Here is a 17,924-nt window from a genome sequence, read left to right on the forward strand (position 1 = left end):
GTTGAAAATAGAGAATAGAAGAAATGAGGGATGTCGAGATGAAAACAGTGTTAGAAGCAAAAAATATCGAAAAAGTGTATGACACGGGTGGTAATAAATTTGCAGCGTTAAAAGGTATTAACTTACAAGTAAAAGAAGGTGAATTCGTTGGAATTATGGGACCTTCTGGTTCTGGTAAGACGACTTTACTAAATGTTCTTTCTACAATTGATAATGCGACGAACGGTGAAATTTTAATTGATGGAAAAGATATTGTGAAGATGAATGATGATAAGTTAGCATTATTCCGCCGCGATCATTTAGGTTTCATTTTCCAAGATTATAACTTATTAGATACGTTAACAGTGAAAGAGAATATTGCTTTACCACTTGCGTTATCAAAGGTGAAAGCGAGTGAGATTGATCGCCGCGTTCTTGAAATCTCAAAGAAATTTGGTATTGATCATATTTTAAGTCAGTTCCCATATCAAGTGTCAGGTGGACAGAAGCAGCGCTGCGCAGCATCACGTGCAATTGTTACGAATCCAAGTATGATTTTCGGAGACGAGCCAACTGGAGCGCTTGATTCTAAATCTGCAACAGATTTACTTGAAAGTATGAAGTCATTAAATGAATATGATAACTCAACAATTTTAATGGTAACGCATGATGCATTTGCGGCGAGTTATTGTAAACGAGTTATTTTCATTAAAGATGGTGAACTATATAAAGAATTGCACCGCGGTGAATCAACGCGTAAACAGTTCTTCCAAAAAGTCGTTGACGTAATGTCTTCTATTTCTGGAGGTATGGCTGATGACCTTATCTAGCATTGCCCTCCGCAACATACAGCGGAACTTTAAAGACTACTTTGTATATTTTGCATCAATGATATTTAGTATTGTAATTTACTTTACATTTAAAGCACTGCAATATAATTCACAAATGGAAAAAGCAGCAGAAGCTTCTAAAAAGATTAGTGGTGCATTTCAAGTTTCAAGTGTGATGCTTATCATTTTCGTAGCAGTGTTTATTATATATTCGAACGGATTCTTTACACGTAAACGTAAAAAAGAAGTTGGCTTATATTCGTTACTAGGTATTCGGAAAAGACAAATTGGTAAAATGCTCTTTTATGAAAATATGTTAATGGGATTAATGTCATTAGTAATCGGGATTGCGATCGGTAGTGTCCTTTCAAAATTATTCCTTGAGTTATTAGTAAATATGATGGGATTAAATTTAAACGTTCATTTTGAAGTACCGATGGCTGCGATTATTGATACAGCAATTATTTTCTTTGTGATTATTTTATATACATCACTTCAAGGGTATCGTTTAATTTATCGCTTTAAGTTAATTGAACTTTTCCGCGCAGAGCGTGAAGGAGAAGCAATGCCAAAAGGATCCGTAATTATGGCGTTAATTTCAGTTTTCTTAATCGGCTCAGGTTATTTCTTAGCGTTAATGTTTATGAAGGCAGTTATGTATGCAAACTTTATGGCAGTCGCACTTTATATATTACTTGCGACAGTATTAGGTACGTATTTACTATTTATGTTCTTTACAGTATTCGTATTGAAACGTGCAAGAAATAATAAATCATCGTTTTATAACGGTATGAATATGATAACGACGTCACAGTTACTATATCGTATTAAAGGAAATGCAAAGTCACTTGCGACAATTTCTATTTTAAGTGCAGTAACATTAACGGCGGTTGGTACGTCAGTTACGATGTATTACAACACATTTACACAATCAAAAGCAGTTGCACCATACAGCTACTCTTATGAGAAGAAAGATGCAGAACTAGATAAGAAAGTAAATGCGATTTTTGCTGAAGAGAAAGAGAATCACCCTGTAAAAGATCAATTTGAAGTTGAGATGGTTCCTGTAAAAGGAAAGTTTGAAGGAGCTAAAGTCGATTTCATCTTTAATATGAACTACAGTATCTCAGAGAAATATCAATTTATATCTCAATCTGAATTCAACAAACTTGCGAAAAAAATCGATGCGGAAACAGTGAATATAGCTACTGGCGAAGCATTTATATATGATAGTTCTTATATGGAAGGGTATGAGTTTAGCCCTGAATATAAAGGAAATAAAGCGGTATTCCAAATTGGAAATGAAACGAAGACATTGACGATCCAAGGTGCAAATAATAATGCAATTACGAACTTAGGTGAATTAGTTGTTGTCGTTTCAGATGAAATGTATGAACAGGCGAAGCAAGCATTTGGAACACGTGTTGTAAAAAATATTGATGTAAAAGATGAAAGAAACAGTAAAGTATTAACAGAAAAATTAACAAAAGTGATGCCAGCTAGTGAATCAGAAATGGCACCACCATTTAGAGACTTCTATACTGGTTTCCATATGGGACTTGAAGCAACTGGACTAATGATGTTCATCGGAATGTTCTTAGGACTTGTATTCTTACTAGCAACAGGTTCTATTATTTACTTCAAACAGCTAACAGAAGCAAGTGCAGATCGTGAGCGTTACGTTGTCCTTCATAAAGTCGGTGTAACGAAACAAGAAATGAAAAAAGCTATTGCAAAACAAGTGAGCTTTATCTTTGCAATTCCACTAGTAATCGGAATTCTACACAGTTTGTTTGCATTAAAAGGTTTAGGGAACATACTACCATTTGAAATTATGATTCCGCTTCTAATTAGTATCGGAGTATACGGCGTTATTTATATCGGATATTACTTCTTAACAGTTCGCTCTTATTATAAGATTGTGAGCGCGAAGTAATGAAAGAGTTGTTTTATCTTAGTAAAAAAGCATCCGACTAACATGTTAGTCGAATGCTTTTTTGTCTATACGTGAGCTTTATTTTCGTCCGAACTATCAAACATGTCCATTACTTTAAAAATACCTTCCAATAGCAAGGTACATAGAATAGCGAAAATTAATACGGCATGAGGTGATAATTCAACTGATGTGAAGTTAAGGTCTGCCAACCAAAAGTAACCTACATAAAAACTTAGAAATGTGCTAACAGCCGAAAGTGTAAATCCTAAAAATCCTAATTCCTTTAATTTTTCCTCAGATAATTTACATAAACGTAAAACAATAGAGAAGAGAATTCCTACTATGAAAAATCCCATACATAATGCGAACAATGATATTATGCTTGGATACTTAACTTCATCGGGCATCCACTTTTTCATTCCCACTATTAAAAATGTAGGGACAAGAATAGGTAATAAAAGTGGTAGCACTATTTGTATAGCTGCAAATAATGCATTTGATTTATTATCGTTTTGATTATTCATAAAGCCTCCAAAAATGATTTCTATACTAATTTCAAATATCTTAGAGGATTCTAACATAAAAATAGTAACTTCGCTATACAAAATCGGAGTAGGAACATGATCATTCATGGTAAATAAACAAGCTGACTTATTTGTATATGTTTGATTCGCTTATCTTTGGAATTCAATTTTTTATGTTTGTTTATAGTAAAGATGAAGATTTCCTTCATCTTCATAAAATCTTAAGAAACTTCCTCAATTTTTATTAAGAAACGATAGTTATACTTAGAAACAAGTTAAAAACTATTGAACGAATGGGGAGAAGGTTACATGCAACTCATAACATTCTTACACGAATTTATTAAACATCCGAAACATACTGGTGCAATTGCGCCAAGTTCAAAAATATTAGCAAAGAAGATGGTAGATGTAATTGATTTTAATAGAGCGAAATGCATTGTAGAGCTAGGGCCTGGTACAGGAGCTTTTACGAAAGAAATTATGAAGAGAAAGAAGAAGGAGACATTATTTCTTCTTATTGAAATTAATGAAGTATTTTTCAAAGAGTTAAAGAGAAAATTTAAAGATGAGCAGAATGTGATTGTTATACATGGCTCAGCGGAAAATATAAAGAAGTATAGGGAACAATTGAATATAGAATGTATTGATTACATCTTATCAGGATTGCCTTTCACTTCTTTACCAGAAGAGGTTTCAAAGCGCATTTTAAACAGTGTAATGGAAACGATACATGAGAATGGAGAATTTATTACATTTCAATATTCACTTGTGAAAAAAGGATTTATACAGCATTTCTTCCCTGAAATTACACTAGAAAAAGTGTGGTTCAATTTCCCGCCAGCTTACGTCTTTAGCTGTAAAAAAGAGCCAAGGAGAGCATATGCATAATGGAGCTAAATGAATTAATGTCATACATTGAGCAGTATGGTTATTGGGCGTTATTTTTCTGTTTATGGTTAGGTATTATCGGTATGCCAATTCCAGATGAAATGATTGTAATGAGCGGTGGATTAGTATCATCGATGGGTATATTGGATTTGATTCCCGCCTTTTTACTAACGTATTTAGGCGTTGTATCCGGCCTTTCTTTAGGGTATATACTCGGGAAAATTTTTGGCATAAAAATACTTAATAAATTGATGAAAAAGAAAAAGACGAAGTATCTTTTAAAATCGCAAGAGATGATAGCAAAATATGGTCATTATGCATTAGTTATAAGTTATTTTATACCTGTTGTGAGGCATATCGTACCGTATTTAGTAGGAATGAATAACATGTCTTTTAAAACGTATGCGGTTTATTCATATGTAACAGGCTTTGTCTGGACGTTAGTTTATTTCGTACTAGGCTCAATATTTGGAAAGCATATAGAAGTGATAGTAACCCTTGCGACCGAGTACGGTATATATTTTGGTGGCATCGTTATTGTAGTTTGTAGTATTTCTTATATGTATATGCATAAGAAGAATGCCGTAGTGAGTGAAATAAAGCAACATTCATAGTTTGGTAAATGATGCTGGAGGAGATTTTGTGAGTAAAGGAACGATACTTATCGTGGACGATGAGAAGGAAATTAGAAAGCTTATCACTATCTATTTAAAGAATGAAGGTTATGAAGTATTACAAGCTGGAGATGGTGAAGAGGGTTTAGAAATAGTAAAGAAAAGAGACGTGCATCTAATCGTCCTTGATATTATGATGCCGAAGATAGATGGTATTCATATGTGTATGAAAGTGAGAGAAATAGCGGAAATGCCTATTATTATGCTGTCGGCAAAAACGCAAGATATGGATAAGATTTTAGGATTAACAACTGGGGCAGATGATTACGTAGCTAAACCATTTAATCCACTGGAACTCATTGCTCGTATTAAATCACAACTTCGGAGATATATGAAAATGAGTGGGACAAGTGTACAAGATGAAAATGAAATAGAAATTGGAGATATGAAAGTTAATATAGTAACACGGCAGGTCATTATTGCAAATGAAGAGGTGAAATTGACACCGAGAGAGTTTGAGGTATTAGAATTGCTTGTACGAAATCAAGGAATGGTATTAAATGCAGCACAAATTTATGAAAGAGTATGGAAAGAGCAAGCTTTCCAATCCGATAATACTGTGATGGTACATATTCGGAAAATACGTGAAAAGATAGAGGCGATTCCAAGGAAGCCTCGGTACATTAAAACGGTATGGGGAGTTGGCTACAAGATTGAGAAAGATATTTGAACCGATAATATGGATGAATCAAGTTTTAAAAAAAATGACAGGTAAAATAGTGAGTTATTTGGAAAAGAGCATACGGATACAGCTAATGGCTACATTTACTTTTTGTACGTTACTCGGTGTATTAGTAGGATGGTCTTCATCTTCTTTTTTTGAGGATGCGAATAAAATTTCTATCATTGATTATGCATCAGGTATGGAAGCCATTGATGGACAGACACAAAGGCTTGTTGAAAGTATGACCGGGGAAGGTAAGGAAATTAATATACAAGAACTGCTTGATCAATTGAATGACCAAAATCAACTAAAGATTTTAATAATAGACGAAGATGGAAAAGTCGTTTATAAAACAAAGGGAGCGCCGGAAGAACAAATCAATCTTCATGAGACGATGCGTAATGTGATGGATTTTAAAATGGATCAAGTACGATATGTAGAGGCGCAAAATTTAATTCAAGATGGAACTGAACAAAAGCGTAAGGAGTTTACAACTTTTTATCCGGTTACTGTTAATACGGAAAATATGTATATCATTGCAAGTGGTATACCACAAGGAAATGTGAAGTATATAGTGAATGATAGCAGTCCATTTCCATCTTTACTAGGTTTTATCACTTTTATACTATCTTTCTTTTATATAACGAAAAGGAAAATGAATCAGATTGAAGCGATGGCAGAAGGAGTAAGGGAATTTTCGAAAGGTAATTTACAATATAAAATCAAACAGGCAGGTCAAGACGAAATAGGTTTATTAACTTCTAATATTAATCAAATGGCAGAAAAGCTCTTGGCTAATATAGAAAAGGAAAAACAAATAGAGAAGCAAAAAAGTGAATTGATTACAAATGTATCACATGATTTAAGAACACCACTTACTTCTATTATGGGGTATTTACGTTTACTAGGTGATGCGAAATATGAAAATAAAGAACAGCATGATGAGTATATAAAAATTGCCTTTTCAAAATCAGAGCAGTTGAAGATGTTAATAGAAGATTTGTTTGAGTATACAAAACTAACAGATGAAAATATGGCGTTAGATTCGCAAGAAGTGTGTATAAATGAACTACTTGATCAATTAATAGAAGAGCTAGTACCACAAGCGGAGGAGCATAATCTTTTTTTTGTAAAAGAATTTCAGGAAGATCGTATATATGCTGTGGTGGACTCAGAAAAAATGGTACGTGTGTTTGAAAATCTTTTAATAAATGCAATTAAATACAGTATAGATAAAGCAGAAATTCGGGTTTTACTTCAAAGAGAAGAGCAGCATATCAAAATTTCTATAGCGAATCATAGTGAAGAATTTACAAAAAAAGAATTAGAGAATTTGTTTGAGCGTTTTTATAAAAAAGATCAATCGAGAAGTAGAGCTGTAGAAGGTTCAGGTTTGGGGCTTGCAATTGCAAAAAGCATTGTTGAATTGCACAAAGGAGAAATTCGAGCAAAACATGAAAATGGGGTTATTCAATTTATTATATTATTGCCAATTTAATTAGAAAAGCATTAGGAAATTTGGTTACATTTTAATAAGTAATAGTGCCACAATTGATTTAGAGGAAGTCCTTTAAGTGGAAGTATCTGAGAAGAGGAGAATAGAAAGTTTCATGAAAAAAATAAGCGCGTTTATCGTATTGATTATAGTTGGAGTTACATTACTTATAGTGAAGGGTGGACCTATTGTAGATCAACTCAATCCATTTATTAAAGAAGATATTTATTATGCTGTTGTTGATAATGATGGTAAATATGGAGCTGAAAACAAAGGTTTTGCTAGATGGGAATATAAATTCAAAGGATATAATGAATCTGGTCAAGAGCAAAAGATTGCAATGACTGCTTCAAAACATTTAAGAATAGGAGCATATTTAAAGATTAGATCTAAAGGAAGTTATGGTATGGAATGGGAAGAAGTACAAATAGATGAAATACCTAAGAAAGTAAAAGAGAAAGTACAAATACAACATAATTAGTTATAGAAATTATAAGTGGCATTCCATGGATAAGGTAACGAGCAAGCTTCGAAGATTGTAGCAGTATATGATAAGTTCTAAATTTTTTATAAAGAAGATAAAGTTTATCTTAACTTTATTTAAACTGCATTTCTTCTGTGTAAAATGACTAGTATTCTATAGTATGTAGATAAAAAATAGTAGGGAGTAGCAGGATAATTATGCAGGTTTCTAAGAAGAAAATATTATTATTTCTTTCAATTATTCTTTTTGCTTTATTGATGGTGTATGTATGTACAAATAATAAGCATGTCCAAAATATTGTTCATAATATAGAAGACATCTATAAAGTATATAGAGAGAATCAGGTATTGAAAGGGAAAATTGAACATCAAGAATCGTTAAAGAGTAAAGTGCAAATATTAAGTGAGGAGAAAGAAAACCTTACTAAACTTATCAACAAAACGAAAGAATTAAAGGAACAAGGAAAATACAATTTAATTCAAGCTACAATAGTAACTCGTGTAGCAGAAGAGTGGTATGGAGAAGTCACTATTGATAGAGGAGCACAACATGGTGTAAAGGTTGATATGGCTGTTATTACAGTGGACGGTTTTATCGGAAAGGTAGAGAGTGTAGATCAATATACATCTGTTGTGAAATTAATTACGAATGATGAACGAACGAATCGTTTAGCAATCACCCTTCAAAATAATTCATCCATTTTAGGATTTGTTACAGGGTATGATAAGAAAAAACAGGCCCTTCGAATTGATAATATCCCATCAGATAAAGTGAAAGAAATAAAAATAGGTGATAGCATTATTACCTCTGAATTGAGTCAGAAAATACCACCAGGTCTTGAAGTAGCAGAGGTACTAGAGCAAGAACAAGATCAATATGGTCTTACTTATACTATTTATGCAAAACCAAAGGCGAATTTATATCATTTAGAATATGTTATTTTAATAGAACCTAAATAATAGTTTTATGTAGTGCCTTTGAGAGGTGAATTAGAAACGAAGAGAATGAACGTAAAATAAAGAGTAAGAGGGATAAGGAAAAGTAAAACGGTACTAAATTTAATGATATATGGTTATATATTTATAATGTTTTTATTTTATCTTTATCTCGGACAATTATAATGAAGAGGTAAACTGATGATAAGTGCAAAGTTATTAAGTATTACAGTCAGGCTTTTTTTTGTACATTTTTAATATTAATTATTTATATAACCTCTTAAATAGGCTAGAAAATCTATATAATATCCTTCGACTTTATATGTGTAAATATATTATTTGAGCGTGAGAATATTGATGTCAAAAGGTATATGAATCGGATTATAAAATGTTTGATTTGCATATTGTAATGTTTTTTTCAGGAGTGTACATTACAAAAATGTAAGGATAATGTAAGAGGAATCAATATTGCTGTTTGTAGGGAAAAGATAAAATGATAGTTAGTGGCTATGAAAGTAGCATGATCGCAGCACTAGCCAAATGACAGGAGGCAATATGAAAACTTTAATATTTGAAGAGAACGTTGTACAAAGAGGGTATAGTAAAAAGATGAATGTAGTACACCACACTGTAGAAAAGCGTGGGTGTAGAGTGTGTTATTAAAACTTTCTATTTCTAGTATGAAAAAAATGATTAAGGATTATATCGTTTTATTAATAGGTCTTGTCATCTCAATTTCTATTTTTTATATGTTTCAAACGCTTGCGTTAAATAAAGAGTTTACAATGAATAACAGTATTATTGGTTCAATCGTATTTGTATTTCAAATAGGATCGATTTTGGTGGCTTTTATTACATTCTTTTATATTTTTTATGCAAACTCTTTTCTCCTTTCACTACGGCGGAAAGAACTTGGCATGTATCTTGTTTTAGGGGCCAAAAAGAGTAAAATCAGCCAACTTTTATTCTTTGAGACATTGTCTATGGGAATGATTTCACTAGCATTAGGGAGTGTATTCGGAGCTATTCTTTCCAATTTCGTTAGCAAATTTTTAACGAAACAATTGGAAATTTCAACGGAAGGTTATCAAGCATTTTATGTTCCGGCATTCAAAATAACATTTATATTCTTTAGTGCGTTATTTCTACTTACATCCATTATGAATGCGATTCGTATAGCGCTTAAAACGGAACTAGATTTAATTCGTACAGAGGAGCAAACGGAACACATACGAATGAAAGGACCAGCCACAATATTGTTACTTTTATGTAGTTTGCTAGGACTAGGTGTAGGGTATTATTTCGTAATTTTCGTAGGAATAAAGGGCGCTGGAGCCATTATACTTCCATTATTCACGATTACAATCGGGACATATCTTATATTTATTTCGTTCTTACCTATGATTGTTAATAGGTTAAAGAAAACGCGCTATTTAAATGAGAAGAAATTAAATGCATTTACATTTGCACAATTGCAGTTCAGGGTAAGTAGTTTGGCGAAAATATTAGGCACGGTAACGATGCTAATTGGACTAGGTGTAGGGGCAATGGCTGGTGGCATGTCTTTACAGAAAAACGTAATCCTTACAGCAGAAAGAATGTCAGGTTATGATATTACAATTCATGATCCAGAAGCAGAGGATTATAAAGCTATGGAAAAAATGAAAATTGTAGATAAAAAACAATATAAATACAAAGTTAATAATGAGGCTGTTTACTATTTAAAAGAAGAATTATTAGCGAATCCTCCACTGTTGTTTGGAAAGAAAGAGACAACACATATTACTGAACAACTTCCATCTTCGAGCTATAGGATGTTTAAGGGGGAGGAAGTTGATCCATCTATTTCTACGTTACCACTGAATTGGGATAAGAGTATGGATAGTGATTTTAGATCGAATATTTCTGTATATGATCGTAAACCTGTCTATATCGTCGATGAAAACCGTTATGAAGCAATCCAAGGGAATGAGCATACATTTTTTATTGCTAAAGTAGATAATATTTTAAGGTATAAAACAGAGTTAAAAGAGATGGATAATCGTCAAATCGAAAAAATAGCCGCTGCTATTAATAAGCCTAAGGAAGATGTATATTTACCAACAAACTATAGTGATTATGAATCTATGCTTGCCTTTTCAAAAGGAACTTCCTTTATGGGATTCTTTTTAGGCCTTGCTTTTTTAGCTATGATGGTAAGTTGTTTAATGTTTAAGATCCTTTCTGGAGCTACGAAAGATATAGGGCGGTATGAGATGCTTCGGAAAATTGGGGTACGTAAAGAATTACTTATACAATCTATGTATAAAGAATTAGGCATTGTATTTCTATTTCCAGCTATATTGGGTCTTATACACGTTTTGGTAGGAATGAATGTATTTACATTTGTTAAATTTTTTGTGGATCCATATGTGAATATTGGACTTCCGATTTGTATATTTATAATTATTTACGTTGTTTACTATTTGATCACTGTTCAATTATATAAGGGGATTGTCCTCCCAAAGGAAAAATAGAATATAGAATTCAAGGGTCTCAAACTTATTATAGTTTGGGACTTTTTAATATTATTAAGGGGAAATCAAGGAATCCCTCTACTATTTTTAAGGAAACACATCTATACATAGAGATTAGTGTAATTAATTACACTAATTGAATTTTTAAGTGAAATATATCGTATCTGCATTTTATATTTATATAGCTTGTTTAGTCTATGAATACACCCAAGCTGGTATTTAAAAAAGTATACAGGGAGAAAATGAAATGAGAAAGAAAATTTTACTAATTTGTGCGATGGATGAATTAAAAGTCAAACTTGTAAATTTTATTGGATTTCCTTTTATATTAATTTGGTTATTGAGCATATATGTGAACAGTAATCATTTGGATAGGAACTATGGTTGGAATGAGATTAGTAGCTTTGGGGATGGTAGAGAGACAGAGAAAAGAAGGTTTGTATGTGTATTGTCCTAAGTGTAATGTGAAAATTCAAAAAGGGGATTTTGCTCCTTTTTATTCAAAATGTAATTTATTTTTTTAGTAAATAATGATAGTTGGAATGAGTTTGAGATATTGAAAAAGCTTTGCGAGGATACGCAAAGCTTTTTCATATAGTGTATTTTCTTTCGATTCACATTGTAGATAAGGAGAAAGAGAATCCTCTATTTTCAGTTTATAAAAGGTGAAGAGGAAAATTTATTATAACTTTTGTAATAAGCGTTCGTTGCTTTCCATATCTCCTTTACATAAAGGACATTGCGGCTCTTCTTCTAACGAAAAGTTTTTACGCATCCACCCACGGCAGTTTTCTTCTTGACATTCCCATACAGCAATTGCTTCTGGTTCTTCTACAGGTTTATCATTTTTTCTCCAATACATGTGATCGCTCCCTTAAATTGAAAAGTTTTTCAGAAAAAACAAAAAAGGTTGTTAACGATTTTGTTAACAACCTTTTTATATTAGTTCATTATACTTTATTTTTTGAAAAAATGCGAAGGTTAGTAATTGTTAAAGTATAGCAAAATAAGGATTATAAATCATTGTTGAAAGCTTTGATAATAATTCAATTTGACACGGTGTATGCCGTCAACCTTCTCGATATTTTTCTAGCTCTTCTTCACACTATTGTTTTGTTGACTTTGGAATTTCTATATCATCAATTAGGCGTTTCTGCTGTTGTGTCTTCCAGAATATGCTCGTTGTATGGAAGACTTTTTGTTTTGAAAACATTATGAAGTTTAATAAATTTATCCAGCATAAACGGGTAGTAGGGATCTCAACTCAGAATTTGGTTGGAGCGAAGAAGTTAGGTGGAAATAAAGGTTTTGAATATACAGTTAAACCTTATGATGAGAAGGGAGAAGAGAAAGAAGTAACAATTGATGGCGTAGATAAATTACAAAAAGGCTCGTACTGGCATGTCATTACAAGAGGGAAGTTTTTACATGATAAAGTAGAAATAGAGGTAGATAAAATTCCTGATGGTACGAAGGTGAAGTTAGGATTATAAAGATAAAACCGATTCTCAATGTGGGAATCAGTTTTATTATTTTATGGTAAAATGTAGAAGGGTATTGAGAGATATGCTACTCGTTGCTAGGCTTATATTAATTGGGGTTATGTGCAGTATGAGAATAGTATCCTTACATATGATAAGAATGAGAAAAGATAGAAGAGAGATATGTATATTGTCCAAAATGTAATGCGAAAATTCGAAGAGGAAATTCTGCTCCTTTTTGTTCGAAATGCAATGTAACATTTTAACTATATTAAATCCAAAACCACTTTGTATGATTTTGGATTTTTCTTTTTAAGAAAATATTAAGAAACCCCGTGACTATTTGTTAAGAAAATCTATTTATACTGAGTTCTGTTGCTTACAGGGAACATCAAGAATCATAACAGGAGGTTTAAATAGATGAAAACAATGTTAGAAGCGAAAGGGATTTCGAAAATATATAATACAGGTGGTAATGCATTTGAAGCGCTGAAAGATATTCATTTACAGGTGAAAGAGGGAGAATTTGTCGGTATTATGGGGCCATCTGGTTCTGGGAAAACGACGCTTTTGAATGTTCTTTCTACTATTGATACAACATCAAAAGGTGAGATTTTAATTGATGGAAAAGATATTGTGAAGATGAATGATGATGATGAACTAGCGTTATTCCGCCGTGATCATTTAGGATTCATTTTCCAAGATTATAATTTATTAGATACGTTAACAGTACGAGAAAATATTGCATTGCCTCTGGCCTTATCGAAAGTGAAGGCGAAAGAGGTAGAATCTCGCGTTGAGATGATTGCAAAGAAATTTGGAATAAATCATATTTTAAATCAATATCCGTATGAAGTGTCAGGTGGACAAAAACAACGCTGTGCAGCATCAAGAGCGATTGTAACAAATCCAAGTATGATTTTTGGAGATGAGCCAACTGGTGCGCTTGATTCAAAGTCAGCGACAGATTTATTAGAAAGTATGAAATCATTAAATGAAAAAGACCGTGCAACGATTTTAATGGTAACGCATGATGTATTTGCCGCAAGTTATTGCAAACGTGTTGTATTCATTAAAGACGGTGAATTGTATAAAGAGTTATATCGCGGGGAGCTTACACGTAAACAGTTCTTCCAACAAGTTGTTGACGTAATGTCTTCTATTTCTGGAGGTGCTATAAGTGAGCTTATATAGTATCGCTCTTCGTAATATAAAACGAAATTTTAAAGATTATTTTATATACTTTGCTTCTATGATTTTTAGTATCGTAATTTATTTTACATTTAAATCATTGCAGTATAATTCACAAGTTGGAGAAGCTGGCGACCGGGTTAGTAACGGATTTCAACTTGCGAGTGTCATGCTTATTATATTTGTCGCGATATTTATTATATATTCAAATGGATTTTTCACACGAAAGCGTAAAAAAGAAATAGGTCTTTACTCTTTACTAGGTATTCGGAAAAAAGAAATAGGCAAAATGCTGTTTTATGAAAATATGTTAATGGGTTTACTATCATTAGTAATTGGCATTATAATCGGTAGTTTACTTTCAAAATCATTTCTTCAGCTGTTAGTCAGCATGATGGAATTAGGCGTAAATGTTCATTTTGAAGTGCCGATTGGAGCGGTTATTGATACAGCATGTATTTTTTGTTTCATTATTCTTTATACATCTTTTAAAGGATATCGAGTTATTTATCGTTTTAAATTAATTGAATTGTTCCGAGCAGAAAATGAAGGAGAAGGAATGCCAAAAGGTTCTAAAATTATAGCTATTGTTTCTATATTACTAATTGGTTCAGGATATTTCTTATCAGTAACAGCTATTAAAAATGCTAACGGTGATAACTTTATGTCAATTGCTCTTTCCATTTTATTAGCGACAGTACTTGGTACGTATTTATTCTTTATGTTCTTTACTGTATTTGTATTAAAAAGAGTACGAAATAAAAAATCTAAGTTTTATAACGGAATGCAAATCGTTACGACATCTCAGTTACTATACCGTATTAAAGGAAATGCAAAATCATTAGCAACAATTGCAATATTAAGCGCAGTAACATTAACAGCGGTTGGAACTTCTGTAACAACGTACTATAACGCATATATGCAGGCGAAAAAATATATGCCGATTAGTTATTCTTACGAAAAGAAAGATGCTCGTGTAGATCGTAAAGTAGAGGAGATTTTAAAAGAGGAGACAGAAAAGAATGAAGTGATTCATCAATATGAGTTAGAAACAGTAAAAGTAATCGGTGAATTTGGTGATGATGTTTCAAATAAAGATGCATTAAAATCAAGAACGACTGAACTTATGGCTCAATCATCATTTAATAAAATCGCAAAATATTTAAATGAAAAAACAGTGGATTTGAAGAAGGCAGAAGCGTACGCATTTGATGTGATGCACGGTGAAGGGAATAAAGATACTGGCGTATATAAAGGGAAGAAAGGAATATTCCCAATTGGAGAAGTCGCACCAGTACAAATAATAGAAGTAAATGCGCGAAACATTACAAACTTATATGAGCTTGTAGTTGTCGTTCCAGATGAAGTGTATGAGCAGGCGAAGAAGACAGTCGGATCTCACATTGTACAAAACATTGATGTAAAAGATGAAAGAAATAGTAAAGTACTAACAGAGAAATTAAAACAAGTAATATCAAAAGAATATGCAGAAGGACAAGAACAGTTCCGTGACTTCTATACTATTTTCCGAGATGGCATTGAAATGTCAGGATTAATTATGTTTAGTGGTATTTTCTTAGGGTTAGTATTTTTACTTGCGACAGGTTCAATTATTTACTTCAAACAATTAACAGAAGCAAATGCAGATCGTGAGCGTTACATCGTTCTTCGAAAGCTTGGAGTAACGAAAAAAGAAATGAAAAAGGCAATTGCAAAGCAAATGAGATTTATCTTCTTCATTCCTTTAGTAGTAGGTATATTGCACACTTTATTTGCGCTAAAAGGATTAGCGACAGTACTTCCTTATGAAATTGCAGTACCGTTATTACTTAGTATTGGTGTGTATAGTATCATTTATATAGGTTATTATTTGTTGACGGTTCGATCTTATTTTCGGATTGTGAGTAAATAGAAAAAAGCGAAAGAGAACATAGTGAAAATGATGTTCTCTTTCGCTTTTTATATTACTATTTATGTCCTAAAATATGCTCAATCTCATGCAAACTTAATTTACTTGCCTTAGCAATCGTTTCAAGTGGTATACCAAGATCATACATATTTTTAATTATTTGAATTTTTCCCTTTTTCAATCCCTTTTTCAATCCCTTGTTTCATTCCTTGTTTCATTCCTTGTTCCATTCCTCTTTTTATTCCTTCTGTCTCTGCATGGGCAAATTTTGCTGCTTCATCCATTAAAACTTTCTCCCTTGCGTCATAGGCTTGTCGGAAAGAAGAATCTTGACTCATACGTTCCCATTTATTTATCGCTTTTTGTAAAATAGGGTCTTGGTTCATAGCAATATCCTCCAATAGTTTAGTTAAGTGCTCATCCTCATTTGCTGAAAGCAATAAAAGCCAACGAACAAATGGATCTTTCCACGGATTTACTTTTTCTTCATGCCATTGTTCAGTTAACTTTGGAATTTCTATAATGTGGATTTCTATGTCTTCACTCAGGATTTTTTGTTGTTGTGTATTCCATAATATGCTTGTTGTATGGAAGGCTGGGTGTTCCGAAAACATTGCGAAGTTTAGTAAGTTTATGGTGATGGTTTTGTGAAGTGCACTGTAGGGCATCCCTTTTTGTAGTTGAGATGTGTATAGTCTTCCCCAATAATATAAACTGCGTTTAACCATATCGTGATTATTATTGAGTTGTATTTCTACATTAACTTTTGTTCCTGTGTCTAATGTCGCTGAAATGTCTAAAATAGATAACTTATCCTCTTCATATTCCCTGTGTAAATGTGGATCTTCTAGTTGTAGAGAAGCAATGGGCGACTCTAAAGACTCTTGTAACATAGCATTTAAAAATGCAATTAGAATATCTTCGCTACCATTCGTACCAAACAATTGTTTAAATGCAAAATCAATGCGTAAATTAACTAACTGTTGGTTGAACAAAGTTTGTCCTCTCCCTTATATGAAGGTGCTTCTTTCCTTCATTGTACATAAAAAGAACTAGAGTATGCAAACAAGCCATTCTTCTATTTTTTAGTAGTGTTATTAGAATGTCACAGGTAAGTATGGTTATGTTATACTCTAGTGAAATTAAAGAAATATTTTTGTTTATATCGAGGTGAAGATGATACATATGCAAAAAGATATTTTAAAACTATTAGATAAAAAGCAAAGTAAGTATGAATTTCCTGCCTTTGATAATGAATATATGGATATTTCGCAAGTGAAATTCTCTCTTTTCTTTAAAGATACTAAGGATTGGTTAATGGTGTTTCAACTTGTTGGGGTAGGTTCATTAGGTGTATATAATGATATTCAAGTATATGGAGATAGAATTACTTATTCAATGGGTGATGATTGCATTCTACAATTAAATAATGGCGATTATGAGTTGTTTGATGATGAAGGTGAATTTATACCGAATATTTATAAAGGCAGTTTAAAAATTCGCGAGCATCATTTTGAATATGAATTTACAGAAGAGGATTATATAAATAATGGAATAGAAGTACAAACGACAGAACATTATCCAACATACTTTATGCGTATGCTTGCTACTAATGAAGAAGTTAGAACATTATTATGGTGGAGTAAAGAAGAGATTTTGGAAGAGTTCGGTTTAGAAGGTAATTGGGAAGTAGCGTATGAAACGGAAGAATGGAAACATGTTGAAGACGAAAAAGTAAGTGAAAATGAATTCTTCCAATCAGTAGCCGCTGCAATAGAGAAGAAAGATCCAAGTATTATTGTGAAGAAGGATTCTAATACGCATTGGAGAAATTGGGTAGAGTTTGATTGTGACTGAAAAGGATAGGAGAAAGAATAACAAATGAAAAGAAGAAGAAAATCCGGAGAAAAAGTACAAATGCATCGTTTTGCACTACCTCTATGCTACGGAAGTGAAGCACCATATTATTATTACGAGATAGCGCCCCATGAAAGAGAGGAATGCTCCCATTTAACATCAGAACTTTGCGTAATGGACAATGAACATTACTTTATTAGAGGTTGTTTAGAGATTCCTATCATTGATTACCACGAAAATTTTATTTGGACTGTGTGGGTATCACTTAGTAAAGAAAGTTATGATGAAGTATTAGAGAAGTGGGATGAAAGAGGCCGAGAAAATAGTGATCCTTATTTTGGTTGGTTATCTGTAGAAATACCAGTTTATCCAGAAACACTAAATTTAAAAACAAATGTACATATAAGAGAAGTTGGAATGGCACCGTATGTTGAATTAGAGCCAACCGAGCATCCTTTAGCGATCGAACAAAGAAATGGAATTACTTTAGAGAGAGTTAAAGAAATAGAGGAAATGATCCAACAATATAACTAGATTAGAAGAGAAAAAACGAGTGCTAGC

The 17,924-nt window shown here is 32.5% G+C and carries 16 protein-coding genes and 4 pseudogenes; 16 read left to right on the forward strand and 4 right to left on the reverse strand.

The window, feature by feature from the left end; all coding sequences use genetic code 11:
* The first annotated feature begins 38 nt into the window (after positions 1 to 38).
* Both C4S65_RS00325 and C4S65_RS00330 read left to right on the forward strand, forming a co-directional pair.
* The gene (locus C4S65_RS00325) at positions 39 to 809 is read left to right on the forward strand and encodes an ABC transporter ATP-binding protein (protein ID WP_000859656.1); all 771 of its coding nucleotides are present in this window, start codon (positions 39 to 41) and stop codon (positions 807 to 809) included.
* Positions 796 to 2,745 (forward strand): ABC transporter permease, encoded by a 1,950-nt coding sequence (locus C4S65_RS00330; protein WP_061667103.1) that lies wholly within the window; start codon positions 796 to 798, stop codon positions 2,743 to 2,745. The genes C4S65_RS00325 and C4S65_RS00330 overlap by 14 nt, the downstream gene beginning before the upstream one ends.
* A 65-nt stretch (positions 2,746 to 2,810) precedes the next feature.
* Here C4S65_RS00330 and C4S65_RS00335 read toward each other — a convergent pair whose 3' ends face one another.
* Entirely contained in the window at positions 2,811 to 3,269 is a 459-nt protein-coding gene (locus tag C4S65_RS00335; RefSeq protein ID WP_001064712.1) for a hypothetical protein, read from the reverse strand.
* A 309-nt stretch (positions 3,270 to 3,578) separates the two neighbouring features.
* Here C4S65_RS00335 and C4S65_RS00340 point away from each other — a divergent pair, with 309 nt between their 5' ends.
* From C4S65_RS00340 to C4S65_RS34185, 8 genes are all read left to right on the forward strand, one after another.
* Positions 3,579 to 4,157, forward strand: coding sequence for an rRNA adenine N-6-methyltransferase family protein (locus C4S65_RS00340; RefSeq protein ID WP_001176072.1), 579 nt, complete (start codon positions 3,579 to 3,581; stop codon positions 4,155 to 4,157).
* Positions 4,157 to 4,771 (forward strand): DedA family protein, encoded by a 615-nt coding sequence (locus tag C4S65_RS00345; RefSeq protein WP_000422375.1) that lies wholly within the window; start codon positions 4,157 to 4,159, stop codon positions 4,769 to 4,771. Before C4S65_RS00340 ends, C4S65_RS00345 begins: the two co-directional genes overlap by 1 nt.
* A 28-nt stretch (positions 4,772 to 4,799) precedes the next feature.
* Positions 4,800 to 5,501, forward strand: coding sequence for a response regulator transcription factor (locus C4S65_RS00350; protein ID WP_000033682.1), 702 nt, complete (start codon positions 4,800 to 4,802; stop codon positions 5,499 to 5,501).
* Positions 5,485 to 6,993 carry a HAMP domain-containing sensor histidine kinase gene (locus tag C4S65_RS00355; protein ID WP_061667104.1) on the forward strand — a complete coding sequence of 503 codons (1,509 nt, stop codon included), beginning with the start codon at positions 5,485 to 5,487 and terminating at the stop codon, positions 6,991 to 6,993. The genes C4S65_RS00350 and C4S65_RS00355 overlap by 17 nt, the downstream gene beginning before the upstream one ends.
* Positions 6,994 to 7,105: 112 nt before the next feature.
* Positions 7,106 to 7,471, forward strand: coding sequence for a YxeA family protein (locus C4S65_RS00360; protein ID WP_042972761.1), 366 nt, complete (start codon positions 7,106 to 7,108; stop codon positions 7,469 to 7,471).
* Positions 7,472 to 7,671: 200 nt separating this feature from the next.
* Positions 7,672 to 8,433, forward strand: a complete 762-nt coding sequence (gene mreC, locus C4S65_RS00365) for a rod shape-determining protein MreC (protein WP_001198146.1) — start codon at positions 7,672 to 7,674, stop codon at positions 8,431 to 8,433.
* A gap of 629 nt (positions 8,434 to 9,062) precedes the next feature.
* Positions 9,063 to 10,925: an ABC transporter permease gene (locus tag C4S65_RS00370; RefSeq protein ID WP_097888565.1), complete on the forward strand. Its 1,863-nt coding sequence runs from the start codon at positions 9,063 to 9,065 to the stop codon at positions 10,923 to 10,925.
* Positions 10,926 to 11,172: 247 nt separating this feature from the next.
* The gene (locus C4S65_RS34185; protein WP_061667106.1) at positions 11,173 to 11,382 is read left to right on the forward strand and encodes a hypothetical protein; all 210 of its coding nucleotides are present in this window, start codon (positions 11,173 to 11,175) and stop codon (positions 11,380 to 11,382) included.
* Between the two features lie 225 nt (positions 11,383 to 11,607).
* On the opposite strand, the gene C4S65_RS00375 is transcribed toward C4S65_RS34185, so the two are convergent.
* Together C4S65_RS00375 and C4S65_RS35010 are read right to left on the reverse strand one after the other, a co-directional pair.
* Positions 11,608 to 11,787: a cold-inducible protein YdjO-related protein gene (locus tag C4S65_RS00375; RefSeq protein WP_000289927.1), complete on the reverse strand. Its 180-nt coding sequence runs from the start codon at positions 11,785 to 11,787 to the stop codon at positions 11,608 to 11,610.
* A 246-nt stretch (positions 11,788 to 12,033) separates the two neighbouring features.
* Positions 12,034 to 12,159, reverse strand: a pseudogene (locus C4S65_RS35010) (ATPase); the annotation flags it as partial.
* 49 nt (positions 12,160 to 12,208) lie between these two features.
* Here C4S65_RS35010 and C4S65_RS00385 point away from each other — a divergent pair.
* The 4 genes and pseudogenes from C4S65_RS00385 to C4S65_RS00395 all read left to right on the forward strand — a co-directional run.
* Positions 12,209 to 12,418 (forward strand): annotated as a pseudogene (locus tag C4S65_RS00385) (DUF1093 domain-containing protein); the annotation flags it as partial.
* A gap of 73 nt (positions 12,419 to 12,491) precedes the next feature.
* Positions 12,492 to 12,672: pseudogene (locus tag C4S65_RS35015) on the forward strand (hypothetical protein).
* Positions 12,673 to 12,826: 154 nt separating this feature from the next.
* Positions 12,827 to 13,600 carry an ABC transporter ATP-binding protein gene (locus tag C4S65_RS00390; RefSeq protein ID WP_000855636.1) on the forward strand — a complete coding sequence of 258 codons (774 nt, stop codon included), beginning with the start codon at positions 12,827 to 12,829 and terminating at the stop codon, positions 13,598 to 13,600.
* The gene (locus C4S65_RS00395; protein WP_097888563.1) at positions 13,587 to 15,509 is read left to right on the forward strand and encodes an FtsX-like permease family protein; all 1,923 of its coding nucleotides are present in this window, start codon (positions 13,587 to 13,589) and stop codon (positions 15,507 to 15,509) included. Before C4S65_RS00390 ends, C4S65_RS00395 begins: the two co-directional genes overlap by 14 nt.
* A 55-nt stretch (positions 15,510 to 15,564) precedes the next feature.
* Here C4S65_RS00395 and C4S65_RS00400 read toward each other — a convergent pair.
* Positions 15,565 to 16,501 (reverse strand): annotated as a pseudogene (locus C4S65_RS00400) (Rpn family recombination-promoting nuclease/putative transposase).
* A 190-nt stretch (positions 16,502 to 16,691) separates the two neighbouring features.
* Here C4S65_RS00400 and C4S65_RS00405 point away from each other — a divergent pair.
* The gene (locus tag C4S65_RS00405) at positions 16,692 to 17,363 is read left to right on the forward strand and encodes a hypothetical protein (protein ID WP_097888561.1); all 672 of its coding nucleotides are present in this window, start codon (positions 16,692 to 16,694) and stop codon (positions 17,361 to 17,363) included.
* A 24-nt stretch (positions 17,364 to 17,387) separates the two neighbouring features.
* Positions 17,388 to 17,897, forward strand: a complete 510-nt coding sequence (locus tag C4S65_RS00410) for a DUF2199 domain-containing protein (protein WP_097960385.1) — start codon at positions 17,388 to 17,390, stop codon at positions 17,895 to 17,897.
* Positions 17,898 to 17,924: the final 27 nt, after the last annotated feature.

This window comes from Bacillus sp. ok061, assembly GCF_900108285.1.
Lineage (GTDB): Bacteria > Bacillota > Bacilli > Bacillales > Bacillaceae_G > Bacillus_A > Bacillus_A thuringiensis_S.

What these genes read in the sequence shown, in the direction of transcription:
- C4S65_RS00325 (WP_000859656.1), top strand. Translation starts at nt 39, where the DNA reads ATGAAAACAGTGTTAGAAGCAAAAAATATCGAAAAAGTGTATGACACG.
- C4S65_RS00330 (WP_061667103.1), top strand. Translation starts at nt 796, where the DNA reads ATGACCTTATCTAGCATTGCCCTCCGCAACATACAGCGGAACTTTAAA.
- C4S65_RS00335 (WP_001064712.1), bottom strand. Translation starts at nt 3,269, where the DNA reads ATGAATAATCAAAACGATAATAAATCAAATGCATTATTTGCAGCTATA.
- C4S65_RS00340 (WP_001176072.1), top strand. Translation starts at nt 3,579, where the DNA reads ATGCAACTCATAACATTCTTACACGAATTTATTAAACATCCGAAACAT.
- C4S65_RS00345 (WP_000422375.1), top strand. Translation starts at nt 4,157, where the DNA reads ATGGAGCTAAATGAATTAATGTCATACATTGAGCAGTATGGTTATTGG.
- C4S65_RS00360 (WP_042972761.1), top strand. Translation starts at nt 7,106, where the DNA reads ATGAAAAAAATAAGCGCGTTTATCGTATTGATTATAGTTGGAGTTACA.
- mreC (WP_001198146.1), top strand. Translation starts at nt 7,672, where the DNA reads ATGCAGGTTTCTAAGAAGAAAATATTATTATTTCTTTCAATTATTCTT.
- C4S65_RS34185 (WP_061667106.1), top strand. Translation starts at nt 11,173, where the DNA reads ATGAGAAAGAAAATTTTACTAATTTGTGCGATGGATGAATTAAAAGTC.
- C4S65_RS00375 (WP_000289927.1), bottom strand. Translation starts at nt 11,787, where the DNA reads ATGTATTGGAGAAAAAATGATAAACCTGTAGAAGAACCAGAAGCAATT.
- C4S65_RS00390 (WP_000855636.1), top strand. Translation starts at nt 12,827, where the DNA reads ATGAAAACAATGTTAGAAGCGAAAGGGATTTCGAAAATATATAATACA.
- C4S65_RS00405 (WP_097888561.1), top strand. Translation starts at nt 16,692, where the DNA reads ATGCAAAAAGATATTTTAAAACTATTAGATAAAAAGCAAAGTAAGTAT.
- C4S65_RS00410 (WP_097960385.1), top strand. Translation starts at nt 17,388, where the DNA reads ATGAAAAGAAGAAGAAAATCCGGAGAAAAAGTACAAATGCATCGTTTT.